The following is a 20,342-nucleotide window of genomic DNA, read 5'->3' on the forward strand; positions in this document are numbered from 1 at the left end:
TTCTTGAAGCGGCCATTTTCCCCTGCAGCAGCGGCTTTCGAGCATTGGGCTCCAGTTCCGTGGTCCGCCGGGAAAAGTATCCGGCTCTCGACCGCGATTCACCGCTTGCCCCCTCCGCCGAGCAACACGACCGCTGCGCATTTACCAAATGCAAAGCGTCCGCTCGGTGCGTATTGGGGTCGTCCGGCTCTGCTTGCAGAGCGCGACGTGACGCGGCCGCCGGTCTTTGCAACAGCGCTTTCCTTTCCGAACACCGCACTCGCTCGAGTGCGAAATCGGAGCGAAGCGATTCGTTGCCACCGCAGCCTCCTTCGACGTCGACCCGGCGATTCTTTCGGCTGAGAACTCCACGTTCTTCGCCGCCGTGCGCTTGCCGCACCCGTCGCGACCGACGGGCCGTACCGATGTTTTCGTATTTGTGTTTCTAGGATGATTTTAGAATGACGACGTTCCAAGACTTAGGGCTTTCCGAACCGCTGCTCCGCGCGATTGCCGCCGACGGTTATGAAACCCCGACCCCGATTCAAGCCCAGGCGATTCCGCACGTGCTCGCCGGCCGCGACCTTTTCGGTTGCGCTCAAACAGGCACCGGCAAAACCGCCGCGTTCGCCGTACCGCTCATCGAGCGGCTCATCGCCGACCCGAAGCAGGTCGCTCCGAAGCAATGCCGCGTGCTGGTTCTCGCCCCGACGCGCGAACTCGCCGGCCAAATCCATGAGAGCTTCCGGAGCTACGGCCGGAACACGAAGCTGCGCTCGACCGTCATCTACGGCGGCGTCAACCAACGTCCGCAAGCGACGGCGATGATGCGCGGCCTCGACGTCTTGATCGCCACGCCGGGCCGGCTGATCGACTTGGTCAATCAACGGCTCGTCGAATTGAAGAACGTCGAATACCTCGTGCTCGATGAAGCCGACCGAATGCTCGATATGGGCTTCATCCACGATGTGCGCCGGATCGTGAAGATGATCCCCACGCAACGACAGACGTTGTTCTTCTCGGCCACGTTGCCGAAAGAAGTTCGATCGCTCGCCGACTCGATGCTCCGCGATCCGCTGGAAATTCAAACCACGCCTCAAGCTACGCCGGCGCAAACCGTCGAGCAATCGGTGTTCTTCGTCCCGCAGAAGCAGAAGCGACATCTCTTGGTGCATCTGTTGCAAGATGGTGCGATGAGCCGCGTCATCGTGTTCACGCGCACGAAGCATGGTGCCGACAAGCTGCAAAAAGACTTGGTCAAGTCGGGCATCCGCGCCGAAGCGATTCACGGCAACAAGAGCCAGAACCAGCGCGAACGGGCCTTGGCCGCGTTCAAGTCGCAGAAGCCGCCGATCTTGATCGCGACCGACATCGCGGCCCGCGGCATCGACGTCGACGGCGTGTCGCATGTCGTCAACTACGAACTGCCGCACGAACCGGAAACCTACGTGCATCGCATCGGCCGCACCGGTCGCGCCGGCCTCACCGGCTCGGCCGTCGCGTTCTGCGATCCGGAAGAGCGTTCGCGTCTGCGCGACATCGAGCGCTTGCTCCGCAAGACGATCCCGGCCCGAGGGGAACTCCCGCAGTTCGATCCGGCGCTGGTCGCCGCAGTCCACGACACGAGCCCTGAGCGCGGCGATCGTGGCGAGCGTTCGCAAGGCCAAGGTCGCTCACGGAGCGTCATCGGCGGCGAAGCCCGCTCGGGTGGTCGCTCCGGCTCCGGCCGCAGCAACAGCGGCGGCGGTCGCGGTGGTCGGACGAATACCCGTTCTTCGGGCGGTCGCCCCAGCGGCGGCTCTTCCCAAGGAGGGCATGGCGGCCACGGTCGAGCACACGGCTCCTCCGGCGGTGGCGCAAGCCGTCCGGCAAACGGCGGCGGCAACGGTACGGCACCCGCCGTGCATGCCCCGGCAAAGCCTGCCGGACCAGCTGCGGAAGGTCGCCCGCCGCAGAAAAAGCATCGCCGTGCCCTGTAATGAGCCGCGGCATAGAATAACCATGCGGGAGATGGAGCCGCTCGCCTCAGGCGCTGGCGGCTCCGTCTCCCTTTTTTACCTATCTATCGGGTAGCGTTTAACGTAAAGTTTTACTAATTCCAGTTTTACAAAAGGCCTTCCGACCATCGAACACAAGCAAAAAGTGAATGAGCAGATCCGCGTTCCCCAAGTGCGGATGATCGGCGCCGACGGCGCTCAGTTGGGGATCATGAACACCGTGGACGCTCTGAACCAGGCACGCGAGGCGGGCTTGGATCTCGTCGAAGTTTCTCCGAACGAGAAGCCCCCGGTCGTCCGTGTGATGGACTTCGGCAAGTTCAACTACCAGAAAAACAAGCGCAAGAATAAGAACGTCACGCACCAGCAGCGGCTCAAAGAGATTCGTGTCCGCCCGCAAACCGGGGCCCACGACATCGACATTCGCGTGAAGCAGGCCCGCGGGTTCTTGGAAGAACGGGATAAGGTGTTGGTGACGCTGACCTTCCGGGGTCGCGAACTGGCCCACATTCAAGAAGGCCAAAAGATTCTCGACGGGATCGTTTTGCAACTGGCGGACGTCGCTAGCGTCGAGGCCCCCTCGATGCGTCAGGCGAAGCGTTTGACCTGCATTTTGGCCCCGAAATAGCCCCCTGAGCGGAATGCATCGGCCTGGCCCGGCGGTTGGCGGCTGCCGATCGATTTTGGATCGGCGGGGGCTCCCGAAAGGGGCTCTAAATCCGGAACCGGGGTTTCGCTTCTCGGCGTTGGCGCCTATTTAATCGCGGTGCGTACCGGTTTGATCTCCGGTGTGCGGGTTCAGTTTCCGGTGTACCGGGGGGCGAAAACGGCCTGTTAGGCGGCATGGCCGTCAAAACCGGCCGGGAAAGAGCTTCGGGAACGGCCGGTTTTATTTTGGCCGATCCCGACGGCGCAATTATACTTAGATCGACCGGACGCTCGTCCTAAACTCCTTATGTCTATTTCGCGGCCTTGCCGCGTGCTTCGGTTCATCCTCATCGAGGGTCTCGCTCCCATGAAAGTTTCCCGCTTCTTTTCGTTCGTCGCCCTCGTCGGGGCGCTGGTCGCATCGACTCCGAGCATGGTCACGGCAGCCGAGCCGAGTTCGAGCCGAGCGTTGAAGCCGGGCCAATACAATCCGGCCAACGAGACCGTCGAATTCTTCGCCGGCATCAAGTCGGGCGAGATCGAAGTCAAGATGATCCATAAGGATGTGGCCCAAGGCAAAGTGTTCATCAAGAACGCCTCCGGCAAGCCGCTGAACGTGAAGCTGCCCGAGACCTTCATCGGCGTGAACGCTCAAATGGGCGGCGGCGGTATGGGTGGTGGTGGCGGAGGCGGCGGCCAAATGTCCGGCGGTGGCGGCATGGGGGGCGGCGGTGGTGGTGCCGGGGGTGCAGGCGGCGGCGGTGGCAACTTCTTCAACGTCGCGGCTGAAAAAGTCGGCGAAGTCCCTTTCGTCAGCGTCTGCCTCGAACACGGCAAGCCCGATCCTCGGGCCGCGATGAAGTATGAGATTCGTCCGCTCGACTCGATCTCGGCGAAGCCCGAACTGCGCGAGACGCTCAAGCTTCTCGGCCAAGGCTCCTTGTCGCAACGCGCCGCTCAAATCTTGGCTTGGCACTACAACTCGAACATGAGCATGGAAGAGTTGGCCGCGAAGCGAATCGAAAACCTCGCCGGCCCGAGCACTCCTTATTTCGAGCCGCAAGAACTTCGCGAAGCCCTGCAAGCGCAGGCCTATATCGTGAAGAAGCTTGAAGAAGCCGAACTGGGGACGACCCCGGTCGTCGTGCCGAAGCTGTAAGCAGCCGACGCGAGTAGGCGAAAACCAAAAAAACGGGCCGCGGCGAGAGACATTCTCGCCGCGGCCTTTTTCGTAGACGCAATACGCAGTCGTTCGGAAGTCCGGCGGACGAAGGCTTGCCCTTCATCTTCATGCCGCGCCTCTATTCCGGCCCCATGTAGTTGCTCTCCATCAGATCGCGGAGCACGAACGTCTTCTTGTCGAACGGCTCGTCGAGCTGCTTGAGGATGCGTTGATACGCTTTGATCAGGTCGACGACTTCGGCCGCCGTCTGATCGTCGATCATGAGGGGGTATTTGTCGAGAATCACCCGCCACCGGCGGAACGCTTCCTCGAACGTCTTCTTCGCTTCCCACGGCTTATCGTCGGCATCGCGGAGTGCTTTGTAGAAGTATTCCCGCGCCGTGAGGGCCTCGTTCGACTGTTCCATCTCGCTGCGGGCGAGCCAGTAGTCGTAGCTGTAAACCTTGCGCATGCTCTTCGCTTCGGTGACTTGGACGCGCAACCGATTCACGTCTTCCGCCGTCCGTTGGGCTTCCGCACGCTTCGGCCCTTCCACTCGGGCCGCGATTTCCGTTTCGTTCGTCGACAGCGCGCGATTCGCCGCATAGGCCAAGTGCGATTCGATTTCGGTCCGGCTGTCTTCCGGCGTTTTCCACGCACGACGCTGGTCTTCGGGCAGCGCAGCCTCTTTTTCCGCGTGGATCTTCTCGCGCAGGCCGGGAGTCAACGATTCGAATTTATCCTTCGCCTCTTGCAGAGCGACCTCGTTTTTCTTCAGCGAATCCATCCGAAAAAAGTAGCCGTTCACCGAGGGGAACTCGCGCTCTCCGAATTCGACCCAATCTTGATGCGCCTTGAGCCAAGCCGCGCGGGCCCGATCGCCGAAGACCCCTTCCGACTCCAGCGCTTCGGCATATTTGCTCTGCGTCATCGGAACTTGGATGTTGAAGTTCTCAGGGCTCATCGAGCGCAAGACCGCGCCGCGACGATCGACCATGTCTTGCGCAAACCGCAGGTAGCGCTTGCCGTAGAGCCAGCTATCGCGCTCTTCCGCCCAACCGGCGTCTCCTTCGGCCGCCTGCGGTACGAGGAGTCGCCGGCTATCGACATCGCCGGAGAACAAGCGGCGAAACTCGCGCCGTTCGTCGGCTTGGCCGATCTTGTGGCCCGTATACCAACCGAGCCAGTAAGGATACCCCGGCTCCAATTCGTTGTAGTCCATCCCTTGATGCAGCAGCTTGAAACCTCGAATCACCCAATAGAACTTCTCGCGATAGTCGTCCCACACGGAAGAGATGTTGTAGGCGACGTTCCACGCTTGATGTTCCCACACCTTCACGTAGTACGGCTGGAGATAGGTGAGCTGTTTCAGCGACGCCATCAGGCTGATCCAGTCTTCTTGCTTCTGATACTCGGCGACCTTCTGCTGCAACACGCAGACGGCGACGCCGTGCAAGCCGAGCGAGACGTAGCGCACGGCGCTCGACGTCGGATCGATCTTGCCGAGCTGCGCTTGGCCGAGCTTGTATTCGGTGCGCAATTCCGAGAGCTTGCCGCCGCCGGTCTCCGAGCCCGACTCCGGTGCCACGGCAGCCGGGCGGCCGATCATCGACAGCGGGACCAAGAGCGCGGCGATGAGCGCCAAATACGTTACTTTGCGCTGAAACGAGCGATTCATTACTTGGCGACCTCGACGAGCTTGAAGATCAAGAAACCGGCGAGAAACAGCGGTATCGCGAAGGCACCGGCCTGCAGGGCATGCTCGAAGACCAAGGCCGGCGACAAGTCGAATCCGCGGGCTACGTTTTCTACGTCGCTCATGCCCGCAAAGTCGGGCACGAATCGTAAAAGTCCTTCGACGACCCAACTCATTTGCTTATCGAAGGCCTTGATGACTTCGGTCGTCATCCCTTCGTCGAGCTCGATCGCGGTGGCTTTCTGCTGCAAGACGCGGACGGCCGATTCCAACATCCCGCCGCTATGCACCGCGGTTCCGAAGAGAGTTCCCTGGGCGACCGAGATCAACACCGGCTTCATCACGGCTGCGATGATCGTGATCGTCGTGGCGAGCATGGCGACCGGCCCGCTTAAGAACGTGCTCCAGAAGACGCCGATCGTGACGGTCAGCAGCGCTTGCAGCCAAATGCCGAAGAACGCCTTAGCGAAGTTCACATCGAAGCGCCCTTCGCGAGCGAGCAGATAAACATCCGTCGGGCCGACGCCGAAAAGTTGCGAACGGGGAATACATTGCAACTCGACGATCACGGTTCCATCGTGAACCAGATTCTTAAACAGATCGATCGGCTTGCCGGCGACATCGGTGAGCGCCCGGGGAATGAACTGCTCGAGCGTGTAGTATTCGCGGGCGGCGAAATTGCGCGGAGCCGAGGTCAGGCCGGTGCTCGGGTTGCGTACGACGATGCTGCCGAGAATCGGTTTGTCGAGCCCTTCCTTCGTCGTGCGGAACAGGCGAATATCCATCTGGAGTCGCAGGCCGTCGGGGAATTCCGACTCGTAGACGTCGTCGTATTTATACATCGCGGCCGAAAGGGTGCCCCCCGCGACATAGCCGCGTTTCGTCCAATTGCCGACGTTGAGCCCCTGGCTGTTCGTGTTCCCTTCCGGATCTTTGAACGTCAGCGTGCCGAAGATCGGCACCCGCGCATGGAATTGTCCTTCGGGCGGGCCGACGGTGTAGACCATCTTGCCGTCGCGCTGGGAGCCGGTCACGCGATGCCAGTGGCTTTGACCGAAGCGTTCGAGAAAGCTGTCGGAGTCGTCGGCCGCGAGCTTCGACGAGTCGCTCATTTGGGTCGTGCCGTTGCCCTGAGGCCCGACCGCGATGCGGTGCTTATGATTGCGAACGGTCGAGGTCGTCCCTTCCTGCGTTCCGACTTCCGGAGCCGAGGCCCCCAGGCCCGACGTCGCGACGGTGCGCAGATCGGCTGCGGTGAGCGTGTGGGTATGGTCGAGCGAGCGGACCACGAAGAAGTAGCTGCTGATGCCCATGATCGCCAACGGCACGGTGCAGACGAACGCGAAGCCGAGCACGCGCCCGAGCACGATCTCGCTCGGCCTCACCGGCTTCGTGACGATCGTGTAGATCGTCCGATTCTTGATGTCGTTCGGAAGGCTGAACGCGCTCGTCACCACGGCCATGAGCAAGACGAGGTAGTTCACCGCCGTGAGGACGAAGCTCACGTACAGAGCCGAGGGATCGACGCTTTCGGGATCTAAGAACCAAAGCGCGATCGCGAGCACGAGCAAGAACAAGATGAGCCCCGCCACGGCTTGCTTGCGGATCGATTCCTTCACGCTCAGCCAAGCGATCGCGGCCGTGCGCCGCGGCGAAAGAAAGAGCAAGTCCTTCAGCGCCGACTTCGCGACGGCGAAGAGCCGGTCGCCGGCACTGAGCGGACCGTAGCGCAGAGCGGTAAACAGATAGCAGACCGCCACCGCGACGCCGGCCGTTACGGCCATCGTCTGGAGCCAAGACTTAAAATCGAAGGGGATCGACTCGGGATTCATATCGGGGCGCTACGTCCTAAGAAGTTACGATTCTTGAGCGCGGCGTCCGGGACGCGCCTCGGCGTCTTGTACGATTTCCAAAAACAACTCTTCCAACGTCGTCGTCGGGTTGTCGATCCGTTGCAGCCGGCCGTGATGACGCTCGATCACGGCTTTGAGCTCGTCTTTGCAAGCTTCGGTCAAACCGGTGGCACGAATCTCGGTGACATCGCGCACCTTCAACAGCGCATCGACTCGGCCGATCTCTTTCAACTCGCCTTGATGCAAGATCGCGATCCGATCGCAAACGTCTTGCACGTCGGCCAAGAGGTGGCTGCACATCAGCACCGTCTTCCCTTGCCGCTTTAAGTCGACGATCAGATCTTTCATCTCGCGGCAGCCGATCGGGTCGAGCCCGGTCGTCGGTTCGTCGAGGATGATCAGGTCGGGGTCGTTGATGAGGGCTTGCGCCAGACCGATACGGCGCGTCATCCCTTTCGAGTATTCGCGAAGTTGCCGTTTGCGGGCCGAGCTGATGCCGACGAGGTCGAGGAGCTTGGCCGTTCGTTCGCGGCGCACCTTCGCCGGCATGTTGAACAGCCGGCCGTAGAAGTCGAGGGTCTCTTCGGCGTTGAGAAACTTATAGAGATACGACTCTTCGGGCAGGTAGCCGATCCGTTCGTTCTTCGTCACGTCGGTGGCCGACTTGCCGAGCACGAGGGCTTGGCCGGCGGTCGGAAAGAGCAGGCCGAGGAGCAGCTTGATGGTCGTGGTCTTGCCGGAGCCGTTGGGGCCGAGGAGGCCGAAGATCTCGCCGCGACGGACGTTGAGGTCGAGCCCTTTCAAGGCCCGGACTTTTTGCCGGCCCCAGAAGTCGCGATAGACCTTCGCTAGGCCGCGCGTCTCGATGACGATCTCGCCCGAGGCCTGCGAGGCGACCGAAGCGGCGGGGGCGGGAGCGGAAAGTGTCATGCTTCTTTTCTCTCAAGGCGTTGTCCGGAATGCCTTTAGGCGAATCGCAGCCGCGGCATTTTTGCCGCTCGACGATCGCCGAAAGGAGCGAAGTGGTTCGACTTTGATAAGCCGGCCCTGCTTCACCGACCCGGCTTGGGCATAATAGGAGACCCCCGCAGGCCGATGCAAGCGGCCCCCCTGGGTTTCCCTGTTTCTACCGCAAAAACACACAGGCTCCTAACAAACGACAAATTTTTACGCGACAGGGGACCGATCTGCGTAGAGAGGTGTTTTTTAACTCGCGCCGCTTTGACCCCGCCGACCCGATTCGCTACACTACGGGACTACGTCAAAACCAGACTACAAATTATTCCGAGAATTCTGAGAAGGTTGATCGAGTATGAGTTACGGCAGCAGAGAAGGTGGCGGCGGTGGTGGTGGTCCCGGCGGTAAGTCGGCCGCCAAGAAGCGCAGCAAGACGGCGATCCGCAGCAAGCGGAAAGACCCGATCTTCGTCGACGGCAAGCGTCCGCGCCCGATGTTCGTCGATTACAAAGACTTGGAGTTGCTCTCGAAGCTGGTGAGCCGACAAGGGAAGATCATCGGCCGCCGCAAGAGCGGTTGCACCGCGGCAAGCCAACACGCCGTCGGCTCGGCCATCAAGCGAGCCCGCTTCATGGCGTTGTTGCCTTACGTCGCCGATTAAGCTTCGGGCCGCTTACTTAGGTTCGGGCCGACGAAGCTCGACACACGAGTAGATACACACGAATAGATTAGGTCCGGTGCGCAAGCGTCGTCGAGCCCTCGACGACATTCGCGCGCCGGACCTTTTTATTTGGCTCGTGCAGGTTTATCTGGCTAACACAGGTTGATCGGCCGGCGCAGGTCGACTCTTTAGCGCGACGTCATCCAGCCCTGTGCGAGCGACATCGCTTCCGTGCGCGACTTCGCTTTGCGCACTTCGAACACCGCCACGTTTTGTTCATCGGCGGTCAGCTTGGCGACGAGTTCTTCGCGCGTCTCCTTCACTTGCTTCTCCGAGAGCGTAATGGCATAGGCGCGCATCGTGCGGGGCCCTTGAGGATAGCGCATCATGACGACGTAGTGCGTCATGTTCTCGATCGGATCGACGTACGGCAAGTTCTTCAGATGCTTCATCAGGTCGGTGTCCATTTTGGCGAACTCGGAGCCGAAGTGCTTCACGAAAAGCCGCTTCTGATCTGCGGCGTTCGGACGTTCCATCGGCACCGAAGTCGCGATGTCGGCTAAGTATTTCTGAAACATCTCCCGCTTCTTTTCGCCGAGAAAATGGGCTAATGCCCACGACCACGCGTAGCCGTCGGCATCGAGCTCGGTCGCGGTGACGATCGCTTCGACCGTCGTGTTCGACGATTCCTTCGTCGATTGTTGAATGCTCTTTCTCGGGCCGCGCTTGAGCAACGTATCGATCGTCTTCATGCGCAGGTCGTTGACCTGCCCGGCCCCTTTCCAGGTGAGCCCCTTGCTGACCGAGGTCGGGGCGAAGTATTCGGGCAGTCCTTCGCTGATCCACATCGGCCAGCGCGACAACCGCTGCTGCACGCCGATGTTGTGCAACACTTGATGCACCCCTTCGTGAGCCACGGTCGAAATGATTTGCTTGAGCGCGTATTCCGGCGCGTCTTCGCCGAGATCCGATTGTTCGTACATCAAGACCCGATTCGTGGCGCCGTCGTAAAACGCCGCCACACTCGAGCCGGCGAACATCCCGTGCATGTAGTCTTCCCATTCCTTGCGCGTGCGGAACATCACGACGACCAGCGGGTACGGCGGATCTTCCACCGTGAGCTTGCGCGCCTTGCAGTAGGTCATCAGGCCGGGATACAGCGACTCGAGGATTCGGCTCGTTCCCTTGTAGAAGAGCGCGCTCGTGTTGTAGACGTAGATGAAGTGCTTCGTGCTTTGCACTTCGTAGCCGGGAAACTTCTTCTGCAACTTGTCGGCGAGATATTTCTGCTCGATGCCGACGAACGGCCGCTCGGTGATCGTCGCTTCGTCTTTCTTCACGACCGCGATCTTGCCGTCGGGCAGGATGACGACGAAACTGCTCCCGACCTCGACCTGCACCTTCGCTACGACCAGTTCGTCGTCGTCGGACTTCACCAGCACGCGGCGACCGGCTCCGGCGATCGGCTCGGCGTCCGGGATCTTAAGGCCAAGCTCGCTCGGGTCGGCTCGGAGAACGGGCACGGTGCCGTCGTCTGCGGCGGCGGGCGTCGTTTTCGTTTGGGCTGCGGCGTGCGACACGAACGCGGCTGAGAAAAGCACGATGCCGGCGCAGGCAATCGCCTTGGGGATGAGTCTGCGGGGCCGGAAGTGAATCGCCATAAACCGATATCTCAGCGTATGTTAAGTGGCGCGAACGAACCCGACCGTTCGCCCCTATCTTGGGCCAATGCTACCGGTTGCCAGGTGAATACGCAAAGTTTTTATGACAACCTTACGAAATTGCGAGTTCGTGCGGCGGCATGGTAAGGCCTTCAAACTCGGCTGGAAGGTTTTACAAAACAACGCCGCTCAATTGCGTACTGTCGGGCGGCTGCGAAATCTTTTTCGTAATCGTAAACATTCTCGTTGTCGCAACTTACGAATCAAGGAACGGGGCAGACGCCGAATGCCGGCAAGCTGCGAGGCATGGCAAGTGCATACTCGTCGGCTCGTTGAAATCTTTGCATCGCCTGCCGCCGGGAGCCCCCCCACGATGACCCGCCACGCTAAGTTCTTGTGGATGAAAGACCTGCTCGAGCACATGACCCGCTGCCACGAGCAGTGGGAAACGGCCGATGCTCGCAGCGAGCGGTTCCTGATGGATTCGATGCGGCGCGACGTCGAGGAATTTCGTCGGGTCTGCGACTCGATGCGGGCGGAGTCTCCCGCCCAGCTCGGCGCTGCTCGCAACGCCGCTGCCGCCGCTTAAGCTTTGTGATCGCTTCCGGAGGGTTCTGTTATCTAGCCCGCTGCCGGCAACGTCGGGTAGACTCCGAAGACTTAACTTCCTTTAAGTTTTCCGAGCCTCGTTCGCATGTCTTCCGGCGACCCGCCCCTTCGCAACACGCTGCCGCCGGCCGACGACGCTCGCCGACGAGCGCTCGACTATCTCTTGAGCCGGATCGACTACGAGCGGAGCGTCGCGGTCCCTTACGGCGAGCCGCAGTATCGGCTTGATCGGATGCACGATCTGCTCGAACGGCTCGGCCGGCCCGATCGTAAGTTTCCGATCGTGCATGTGGCGGGTACGAAAGGGAAAGGTTCGACCTCGGCGTTCGTCGCGGCCGCGCTGACCGCCTGCGGAATCTCTTGCGGCCTCTTCACATCGCCGCACCTCGAACGCCTCGAAGAGCGGCTTGCGGTCGACGGCGAACCTTGCACCGGCGACGAACTCGCGGCGCTCGTCGAACGGGTTCGCCCGACGGTAGCGGCGATGGATGCCGAATTGCTCGGGCGCTCGCCACCGGAAAGCGGCCCGACCTATTTCGAGCTCACGACGGCTCTGGCGCTTCTGCACTTCGCCGCGCGGAACGTCGCCGCGGCCGTGCTCGAAGTCGGCATGGGAGGTCGGCTCGATTCGACGAACGTCTGCCAAAGCACGATCTCGGTGATCACGAGCATCAGCTACGACCACACCAAGCAACTCGGCGATACTCTAGCCGAGATCGCTTGGGAAAAAGCCGGCATCATTAAGCCGGGCGTGCCGGTCGTCAGCAGCGTCATGGCGCCGGAAGCGTCGGTCGTCGTCGAGCGAACGGCGGCGGAGCGTGGCTGCCGCCTGTTGCAACTCGGCCGCGAGTTCGATTTCGTCTACCATGCGCCGCACCATCTCGAAGCGGCTCCGGCCGCGAGCGCGATCGACTTCGAGATGCACGAGTTCCCGCGTCGCACCGGAGGCACTGCTTCCAAACAACTCGGCCAGGTCGAGTTCGGCCTCGCCGGCAAACATCAAGCCGCCAACTGCGCCACGGCCCTGGCGGTGCTCGAAGAGTTGCGGCGCTTAGGTTGGAGCTTGCCGGAGCGAGAAGTCCGTCGAGGGCTGCGCGAGTTGCGCTGGCCGGCGCGCGTCGAAGTGATTGCGCGCGAGCCGTGCGTCGTGCTCGATGCGGCGCACAACACGGCCTCGATTCAAGCGTTGCTTGAGACGCTTGATGAATGCTTCACCGCGCGGCGGCGCATCTTGCTCTTCGCGACGACGCTTGAAAAAGACGTCGGCGGAATGCTCCGTTTATTGTTGCCGAAGTTCGACCATGTCGTGCTGACGCGCTACTTGCAAAACGTGCGCGGCGTGCCGGTCGCCGAATTGCAATCGCTCGCGGAACAAATTCCGTGTCGCAACTGGCAGATCGCGCAAGACCCGACGGAAGCTTGGTCGCTCATTCAAGCGCTCGAACCTCGCGCCGACGATTTAATCTGCATCGCGGGCTCGTTCTTCATCGCGGCGCAGATGCGCAAAGTGATCGAAGCATCGACGGCGGTAAAATAACGCCGCTGAGGAAAGTTGCGACGACTTATAAGATCCGTAACAGATGAGCGATCGTCGTTCATTGCGAAGCCGGCTCGAGTGTTCTTCGCGCAGCAGGATGCTTCAGCAGCGAAAACTAATCGGCCGAAGATCAACCGTTTCCGAAGCTGTTCGCCACTCTCAAGCCGAGGTTCCCCTCGCAGGGATTAGAGCTGCAGGCGAAGCCGGCGAAATCTTTAGGTTCCGGCCGCGCACCATCTCGACCGTGCATGCGTAGAATACCGAGAGGGGAAATTACGGCGCGCCGTGTGCATTACTTTATTTCGGTAGCGCAATCGCGCGTATCACTGTTTCTCAGAGGAGTTCTATCATGCGACGTGTTCTTTTATCCTTGGTCGCTGTAGGCGGCCTGTCTTTATTCGCCGCCCAGGCCTCGGCTGCCGATCACTCGCCGTTTCAATTATTGGGCTCGCCCGCATCCGCGACCGTGAGTACGGCCGTTAACCACGATGCCTCGCCGGTAACGGCGGTCGCGTATCGCCCGTATTACGGCTACAACCGTGGTTACTACGGTTACAATCGCGGCTACGGCGGCGGGTATCGTAACTACGGTTCCTATTACCGTGGTGGGTACGGGGGTTACGGTGGCGGTTATCGACCTTACGGTAGTTACTATCGCGGCGGATACGGTGGTGGCTACGGTGGTTATCCCGGCTACTACGGTGGTCGTAGCGGAATCGGCATCGGCTTCGGATTCTATTAATCCATAGAAGTCGGGCCGAAACGAAAGTGCTCGCGCTCGGCGACTGCTAGGGAGAGATCCGTGGCGGGAAGTCTTCGGATGGCCCGCCCCTCCAACAGTCTCTTCCCGTCGTCGAGAGTGTGAGCCTGGAGAGTACCTAAGGACGAGCTTCGGCCCGCCCTTAGGGGCTCTCTTTTTTTATGCGCTCACGCCGTCAATAAAGCAATTAAGCTTTGCGTCGTCCGCGCGGAGCCGCGGCGAGGGCATCGACGATGAGCTGCCCCCAATGTTTCACGGCGGCATCGATATGCTTCGACATCGCGCGGGCCGCACCCTTCCCGTCTCCTTCGCCGAGTGCTAGCGCGATGGCGAGATGCTCTTCGTTTTCTTCCGCCATGCGCGTGAAGTCGTTCCGTTGCTCGAAGCGGCTATAGCCGACATCGCGAAACGCGCGGAACAGCATTTTGAATCGCCCGATCGATTCGGCCAGCCGGCGACTACCGCACGCGTGCGCGACGAGATCGTGCAGGCGTGAATCGGCGGCGCGTGTCTCTTCCACGAACCGGGGCCCATCGATCTGCCGCCCCGCTCCGCCCGCCCCCGACTTCACCAAGCGTTTCAATTCTTCCACGAGCGACTTGAGCTCCGCGGGATCGGTGCGGCCGGCGGCGCAGCGCGACGCTTCCGATTCCAGCACGCGGCGGATCTGACAAAGCTCGGCCACGTCGTCGCGCGTGACTTGGCGCACGACCGCGCCGCGGTTCGGCAACAAATCGACGATGCCGATTCCCGCCAACTCGACGAGCGCCTCGCGGATCGGCGTCGGGCTCACGCCGAATTCGTTTGCCAACGACCGGACGACGAGGCGCTGGCCCGAATGGTAGCGACCGTCGAAGATGCCGTGCAAGATCGATTGCACGATCGTTTGTCGGCGCAGACCGTGAGAACAGGTGACCATACGGGGAGTCGATCAGCGGCGGGGGGATTCGGGCCAGGCGCGAAGGGAACAGCACGCGAATTCAAGACAATCGACGTCGTTGATCGTAAACCAAGCCCGCCGGGTCGGCAAGCGGATCGCGGCTCGATCGGCTGCGCGGCAGATCGCATCGAAGCATCTATATCTACGCAACGGAGGATCGTTAAAACGGTACATTCCCTACCGATACTGTTGCCGTCGATCCAGCGGTTTACCGACTGCGCCACCACAGGCTCTTGTCGAGCTTCAGCTTCCGAGCCGTCGCGCCGATGTCGCGGCGAAAGCGAGCGGCGTCCAGCGGATAGCCGGCCGTCGGGCGAATCTCCGGGAGATGCCGTTTCCAGAATTCGTTCCAAGCGCGCATCGTTGCTTCGCGCACGTACTTCGACGTCATCGAGGCCAGCGCGGCGGGCAGCCGCGTCTCGGAGCGGGGGCGAAATGAAATCTCGACCGAGCGGGCCGCTTCCGTCCAGCGGTAGGAGCTTTCCGTACGCGACTCGCGCAACACCTGCACCAAGCCCTCGACGACATGTTCTTGCAGGGCCGGAGCATAGCTATTCCGCCCGCCGTGCTTATCGCAGGCGATGCTCACGCGCCCTTCGTCGCAACGATCGAGCATGGCCCGCACGAGGCGGAGCGTTTCTTGCGTGAGCAGCGTACTCTTGTTGCCGTGGCGATCGACCTCGGCGTTGAACTCTTCCGGGAAGACGACCCGGCTGCGCATCGCAACCAACTCGACCCCGGCCGAGCGCAAGCCTGCGGCAAACCGCTCGGCGGCCGGTTCGACTCGCTCGCGGAGGCAGGCGAGCGGCACCGGCACGTCGACTTCGCCATGCCACGGTAGCCGCCACGCCGCTTCGTGGTCGACGCCGCAAACTTCGCGCAACAGGCCGCGTAGATCGGCGGGGCGCAAGCCGCAGGCCGCGAGCGCCGCTAAGACGCCGAACTCCAAGGCTTCGATTCCGCCGGTCGACGCATACACGGCCTTCGAGTCGGCGAGCCAGAGCCGGTCGTCGAGAATCGCTTTCCCTTTCCGAGAGACTGCGCAGACCGCGTGTTTCAGCGGCTCGTAAAGCTCGTCGTCGATTCCGTCGGGGACGCGCCAGAGCGTGGCCGTGATGACGAGCGGGCCGAGGTTCGGTCCGTAGCCGGCTTCGTCGGTGCCGATGCAGTATGGCACGGGAGATCCCTCTCAACGGCAAGCGATACGTTTACTTCGCCGCGGCGTACTTCTCGGCATACTCCAACGTCCAGAGATCGATCGCTTCGCGCAGCGGCTGAGCGTCGGCCTCGGAGAGCTTGCGGAATTGCATCCGGTTGAACACTTCCTTATTGCGCACGGTCCCTTTCGCCGTGATCTCGACGACATGCGCCGGCGAATACGGGCGGACCGTGATCTCGATCCGGCTGTAGAGATTCTTCCGTACGCCGACGCCGAGGCCGACGTCGTCGCGAAAGCAGGCCGCGCCCCAACCTCGTTCGCCGACGATCGACTCGAGCTGGAAGCCGGGAAAATGATCGGGGAGCTTGAGGAGGCACTTCTCGATATGCTCGGCGAGCTCCAAGCGAATCTGCGCGTGCAGCCGTTTCGATTCTTCTTCGGTCAGCGCACGCCCGGCCGCTTCTCGATCTTGAGCTTCGCGATTCTTCTCGCCGCGCGCGATCGCTTTTTCCAACCGATCTTCGAAATCCATCACCGCGCCGCCCCTGATGCACCTAATTCGAAAAACAAACCCGAAGGTGATATGCGTTACGATGCCGGCGGCGGATCGACCGACTGCGGCGTCGCTGCTTCTACGGCCGGCGGCGCGCTTTCGTTCGTCGGCGCTTCGGCAGACTTTTCCGCGGTCGATTCATCGGCCGGTTTCGCCGGCTTCGGCTTCTTCGGGGCCGGCGGCTCCGGCGGAGCGACCGGAGTCGGAGCGATGAATTGCTTCAACTCGCCGAACGATTGTAGATAGGCCTTCCCTTCGCGCTTCGCCTTCGTGAGCTTCGCCGTCGGTGCCGGTGTGGCGGCGGCCTTCTTTGCCTTCTCGGCTTCGAATGCGGCGACGCTATCCTCGGCCGACTCTTTGTCGCGCCGCGGACGCCGATCGTCGCGACCACCCGACCGTCCACCGCCAGATTGCCCGCCGCCCGCTTGCCCGCCGCCGTAGCGCTGTCCGCCCGATGAGGAGCCTCCGGGCCGACCGCCACCCTGTTGCGCTCCGCCGGGCCGACCGCCGCGATCGCCCCCTTGGCCTTGACCGGGTCCGCCGCGACCAGATCCGCCGCGGTTTTGGCCGCCCCTTTCTTGTTGCGGGCGACCTTCGCCGCCGGCCTGACCGGAGCGCGCTTCGGGCCGTTCGGCCGCTTCGCGCTTCGCACCCGGCGGAATCATCGTGAGCGAAACGCGACGACGTTGCTTGTCGACCTGCAAGACCCACACCTTCACGATGTCGCCGACCGACACGACTTCATGCGGATCCTTCACGTATTTATCGGCCAAGTGGCTGATGTGTACGAGGCCGGAATCCTTCAAGCCGATATCGACGAACGCGCCGAAGTCGACGACGTTGAGCACCGTGCCGCGCAGCTCCATGCCCGAGGCGAGGTCGTCGATCTTCAGAATGCCTTGCTTGAAGATCGGCGGCGGCAACCCTTCGCGCGGGTCGCGCCCAGGCCGAGTGAGTTGCGTGATGATGTCGTGCAGCGTGAGCGTGCCGACGCGCATCTGGAGCGACATCCGAATCTTGTCGATGCCGCGCGACTTCTCCGAGATCTTCGCGACTTGCTCTTTGTCGGCGAGGTCCGTCGGCTTCGAGCCGAGCGCTTCCAACACACGCTCCGCCGTCTCGTAGCTTTCCGGGTGGATCCAGGTGCAGTCGAGCGGATTGTCGCCGGCCGTGATGCGGAGGAAGCCCGCCGATTGCACGAAGGCCGCTTCGCCGACGCCGGAAACTTCCTTCAGCTGCTCGCGCGTCTTGAACGGGCCGTTCGTCTTGCGGTGGTCGTAGATGCGCTGGGCGGTGAGTTGGTTCAGCCCGGAGACGTAGCGCAACAGCGAAGGGCTCGCCGTGTTGAGGTCGACGCCGACGAAGTTGACGCACGATTCGACGACGCCGTCGAGCGAGTCGCGCAGGTGCTTCGCTTTAACGTCGTGCTGATAAAGGCCGACGCCCAAACTATTCGCTTCGATCTTCACCAACTCGCTGAGCGGGTCTTGCAACCGCCGGCCGATCGAAACCGCGCCGCGCACCGTGGCGTCGCATTCGGGAAATTCTTCACGCCCCAGAGGGCTCGCCGAATAGACGCTGGCGCCGGCTTCGCTGACGATCACATACGACACGCCGCCGCCGGCGAGCTCGTTGGTCAGCAGATCGGCGACGAACGTCTCGGTCTCGCGGCATGCCGTGCCGTTGCCGATGACGATCACCGAGAGCTGATGCTGCTTGACGACTTCGAGGAGCTTCGCCTTCGAGCCGGCGCGGCGTTCCGCATTGCCGACGACGAACACGACGCCGTGCTCGAGCAAGTTGCCGAACTCATCGAGCGCGACCCATTTGCAACCGCTCTTGAAGCCGGGATCGAGCGCGAGCAAGCGCCGCTCGCGAACCGGAGGCTGCAAGAGCAGATTGCGCAAGTTCTTCGCGAACACTTCGACGGCATGCGCTTCGGCGGCGTCGGTCATCTCGCGGCGCAGTTCGCGCTCGAGGCTCGGCAACACGAGGCGCGTGAGCGCATCGCGACCGCAGCCGCGCAAGAAATCGGCATGGGCGTGGTTCGGCGGCACGAGCAACTCGTCGACCACGGCCTCGGCGGCCGGCAGATCGCAGTCGAGCTTCACGCGCAGGATCTTCGCCTTCTCGCCCCGATTGATCGCAAGGACGCGATGCGGCGGCAAGTTCCTCACGGCTTCGGTGAAGTGGAAGTAGTCGCGGAAGGCCCGTTGAAGCTCGGCAGCTTTCGCTTCGGCCTTCGTGAGAATCTTCTTCGGCTTCTTCTCTTTCTTTTTCTTCGGAGCGACGGCTTCCGCAGCAGCGCTCGGCACGGCAGCGCCTTCAACTGGCGCACCTTCAACTGCCGTAGCGTCAACAGATGCCGTAGCATCGCTTGCGGTTTCGCGAACCTCCGCAGCCACCTCAACAACCGGCGTTTCAGCCACCGGCTCGGCGACGATTGCTTCCGGCGCCGCAGTCGGGGCGACCTCCTGCGGGGCTTCTTCGGCAAGTCCTTCGAACAGCGGTTGGCTCGCGGCTGCTTCCGGTGCCGCTTCGGCCTTCGGCTCTTTCGCTTGCTTGCCGCCCTGTTGTTTCTCGTTTCGTTCGGCCGGCTTCGGTTCCGGTTCGACCGAGGTTGTCGTGAGCTTGCCGCTCTTTTCGAGGATCACGCGAATCCGGCCGCGGAAGTCGGCCCGTTCGCTGAAGAGCTCGGCCAAGATGTGGCCCGCGCCGAGCAGCGCGTCGGCCGCCGTCGGCACTTGCTTGTCGGAGTTCACGAAGTCGGGCAATCGCGCGTCGAGGTTCGCAGCCAACGGATCGGCCGAGAGAATCTCCAACGCCAACGGCTCGAGCCCGCGCAGGCGGGCCGTGGTGGCGAGCGTTTGCTTCTTGGGCTTATACGGAAGATACAAGTCTTCCAAGCGGCGCGTCGTTTGCGCGGCTTCGATCCCCTTCGCCAACTCGGGCGTCAGCTTTCCTTGCGACTCGATGGAGCGCAAGATCGTCTGCTTGCGCTCGGCAAGTTGGCGGTCTTTGGTCACGCGGTCGGCGATCGCCCGGATCGGCTCTTCGTCGAGCCCTCCGGTCTGGTCTTTCCGATAGCGGGTGATGAAAGGAATCGTGTTCCCTTCATCGAGAAGTTTGACGACCGCTTCGACACGCGGTTGCAGAAGCCCTAACGACTTGGCTACGGCGGCGAGGTCGATCGTAACGGGAGATTCGATGCTCAGCAGAGACATACGAGACGCGTGAGGTTGCGAGGATACGGATAGCGACGCCGGCACGACGTCGAAGGAGAGGCACCTTGCGATTGGGAAATCGCGAAATGCGAAGCCTGAAACCGGCTCCGAAAAGAGCGGCTCGGCCCTCCCTGTAGTAATGACCGCAGGAGAGATAACGACCCGGCAATCTAGGGGTTACGTCTGCCACTGTCAAGCGAACGAGCTTCCCTGCGCGTCGCGCATCCGGCTTGGAAATGAACTGCCCGACGAATCAACTCGACGAGGAGATTCGTCGCCAAGGTTGCAACGTCCTACCCAGTTTGACAATCGTCGACCATCGCTCGAACCATGAACGCTCCGTGTGACGGCTGATGGCTTCGCGCAGTAGGGCGCCGGCAACGCTGCGGAAGTCATTTTGAAATTCGTGCGTTTTTTACCAAAGGTCGTGCGCGTTTTCGGTCGATACATCGGTCGCCGCAGGAGAAGGCGAAGAATGGCTCTAAGCATGGGATGCTCGAGAGCCCGCCGCAGTCGGGAAACGGTTTCCGACATCTTCCGCGCGGTCCGCGTTTGAAGGGAATCTCTACGATGTCTCGAGCACGACTCCGCGTTTATCACGGTCCTGAAACTCTCCGCGGCCCGCACACCGAGCCTGCGGCCGAAAATACGGTTCGCGTGCCGTTCGGCGAGATCTACCCCCTGTTGGCCGACGCCGTGAACAACCGCCGCACTTGGTTGCGCGACTTCGAGCACGACGAACTCACGATCCCGACTGATCTCTACGAAGTGCTGCTGGCGTATCAATTCAGCCGCCGCCCTTCGGCCTAGAGCGCATCCCAAATTGCCGTAGCGCGATCGGCGGGAGTTGAGTAGGCTAGGCGATCACCGGAGGTGATCGATGATTTACTCGAAGGAATTCCGTCGTCAGATTTTGGCGGCGTGCGACTGCGGACAGGGGACGCAG

At 61.8% G+C, this 20,342-nt stretch carries 16 protein-coding genes; 8 read left to right on the plus strand and 8 right to left on the minus strand.

Annotated features, from left to right (window positions below):
* Nucleotides 1-440 precede the first annotated feature (440 nt).
* The 3 genes from K8U03_21330 to K8U03_21340 all read left to right on the plus strand — a co-directional run bounded on the left by K8U03_21330 (nucleotide 441) and on the right by K8U03_21340 (nucleotide 3,783).
* The gene (locus K8U03_21330) at nucleotides 441-1,958 is read left to right on the plus strand and encodes a DEAD/DEAH box helicase (GenBank protein MCE9607437.1); all 1,518 of its coding nucleotides are present in this window, start codon (nucleotides 441-443) and stop codon (nucleotides 1,956-1,958) included.
* Nucleotides 1,959-2,154: 196 nt separating this feature from the next.
* A complete protein-coding gene (infC, locus tag K8U03_21335; protein ID MCE9607438.1) occupies nucleotides 2,155-2,604 on the plus strand; it encodes a translation initiation factor IF-3 in 450 nt (149 codons plus the stop codon).
* Nucleotides 2,605-2,991: 387 nt separating this feature from the next.
* Nucleotides 2,992-3,783 (plus strand): hypothetical protein, encoded by a 792-nt coding sequence (locus tag K8U03_21340; protein ID MCE9607439.1) that lies wholly within the window; start codon nucleotides 2,992-2,994, stop codon nucleotides 3,781-3,783.
* Between the two features lie 142 nt (nucleotides 3,784-3,925).
* Here K8U03_21340 and K8U03_21345 read toward each other — a convergent pair whose 3' ends face one another.
* The 3 genes from K8U03_21345 to K8U03_21355 are packed head-to-tail and all read right to left on the minus strand — an operon-like array spanning nucleotide 3,926 to nucleotide 8,265.
* Nucleotides 3,926-5,464, minus strand: coding sequence for a hypothetical protein (locus tag K8U03_21345; GenBank protein ID MCE9607440.1), 1,539 nt, complete (start codon nucleotides 5,462-5,464; stop codon nucleotides 3,926-3,928).
* On the minus strand, nucleotides 5,464-7,314 hold the full coding sequence (locus K8U03_21350) for a hypothetical protein (GenBank protein MCE9607441.1): 1,851 nt from the start codon (nucleotides 7,312-7,314) through the stop codon (nucleotides 5,464-5,466). The genes K8U03_21345 and K8U03_21350 overlap by 1 nt, the downstream gene beginning before the upstream one ends.
* 24 nt (nucleotides 7,315-7,338) lie before the next feature.
* Complete coding sequence (locus K8U03_21355; GenBank protein ID MCE9607442.1) at nucleotides 7,339-8,265, minus strand: ABC transporter ATP-binding protein; 927 nt, start codon at nucleotides 8,263-8,265, stop codon at nucleotides 7,339-7,341.
* A gap of 382 nt (nucleotides 8,266-8,647) precedes the next feature.
* Here K8U03_21355 and rpsR point away from each other — a divergent pair, with 382 nt between their 5' ends.
* Complete coding sequence (gene rpsR, locus K8U03_21360) at nucleotides 8,648-8,953, plus strand: 30S ribosomal protein S18 (protein MCE9607443.1); 306 nt, start codon at nucleotides 8,648-8,650, stop codon at nucleotides 8,951-8,953.
* A gap of 188 nt (nucleotides 8,954-9,141) precedes the next feature.
* Here the strand turns inward: rpsR and K8U03_21365 are convergent, their stop codons facing one another.
* Entirely contained in the window at nucleotides 9,142-10,533 is a 1,392-nt protein-coding gene (locus K8U03_21365) for a DUF1570 domain-containing protein (protein ID MCE9607444.1), read from the minus strand.
* A 454-nt stretch (nucleotides 10,534-10,987) separates the two neighbouring features.
* Between K8U03_21365 and K8U03_21370 the strand changes: the two genes are divergently transcribed.
* The 3 genes from K8U03_21370 (at nucleotide 10,988) to K8U03_21380 (ending at nucleotide 13,502) form a co-directional block, all read left to right on the plus strand.
* On the plus strand, nucleotides 10,988-11,203 hold the full coding sequence (locus tag K8U03_21370) for a hypothetical protein (GenBank protein ID MCE9607445.1): 216 nt from the start codon (nucleotides 10,988-10,990) through the stop codon (nucleotides 11,201-11,203).
* A gap of 105 nt (nucleotides 11,204-11,308) precedes the next feature.
* The gene (locus tag K8U03_21375) at nucleotides 11,309-12,760 is read left to right on the plus strand and encodes a bifunctional folylpolyglutamate synthase/dihydrofolate synthase (GenBank protein MCE9607446.1); all 1,452 of its coding nucleotides are present in this window, start codon (nucleotides 11,309-11,311) and stop codon (nucleotides 12,758-12,760) included.
* A gap of 349 nt (nucleotides 12,761-13,109) precedes the next feature.
* A complete protein-coding gene (locus tag K8U03_21380; protein MCE9607447.1) occupies nucleotides 13,110-13,502 on the plus strand; it encodes a hypothetical protein in 393 nt (130 codons plus the stop codon).
* A gap of 205 nt (nucleotides 13,503-13,707) precedes the next feature.
* On the opposite strand, the gene K8U03_21385 is transcribed toward K8U03_21380, so the two are convergent.
* The 4 genes from K8U03_21385 to K8U03_21400 form a co-directional block, all read right to left on the minus strand.
* Complete coding sequence (locus K8U03_21385) at nucleotides 13,708-14,439, minus strand: GntR family transcriptional regulator (GenBank protein MCE9607448.1); 732 nt, start codon at nucleotides 14,437-14,439, stop codon at nucleotides 13,708-13,710.
* A 229-nt stretch (nucleotides 14,440-14,668) separates the two neighbouring features.
* Nucleotides 14,669-15,637 (minus strand): hypothetical protein, encoded by a 969-nt coding sequence (locus K8U03_21390; GenBank protein MCE9607449.1) that lies wholly within the window; start codon nucleotides 15,635-15,637, stop codon nucleotides 14,669-14,671.
* A 31-nt stretch (nucleotides 15,638-15,668) separates the two neighbouring features.
* The gene (locus K8U03_21395; GenBank protein ID MCE9607450.1) at nucleotides 15,669-16,151 is read right to left on the minus strand and encodes a hypothetical protein; all 483 of its coding nucleotides are present in this window, start codon (nucleotides 16,149-16,151) and stop codon (nucleotides 15,669-15,671) included.
* Nucleotides 16,152-16,207: 56 nt separating this feature from the next.
* On the minus strand, nucleotides 16,208-19,396 hold the full coding sequence (locus K8U03_21400) for an RNA-binding transcriptional accessory protein (GenBank protein MCE9607451.1): 3,189 nt from the start codon (nucleotides 19,394-19,396) through the stop codon (nucleotides 16,208-16,210).
* A gap of 570 nt (nucleotides 19,397-19,966) precedes the next feature.
* On the opposite strand from K8U03_21400, the gene K8U03_21405 reads away from it, so the two are divergent.
* A complete protein-coding gene (locus K8U03_21405) occupies nucleotides 19,967-20,206 on the plus strand; it encodes a hypothetical protein (GenBank protein ID MCE9607452.1) in 240 nt (79 codons plus the stop codon).
* The last annotated feature ends 136 nt before the right edge of the window (nucleotides 20,207-20,342 follow it).

This window comes from Planctomycetia bacterium (assembly GCA_021413845.1).
Taxonomy (GTDB): domain Bacteria; phylum Planctomycetota; class Planctomycetia; order Pirellulales; family PNKZ01; genus PNKZ01.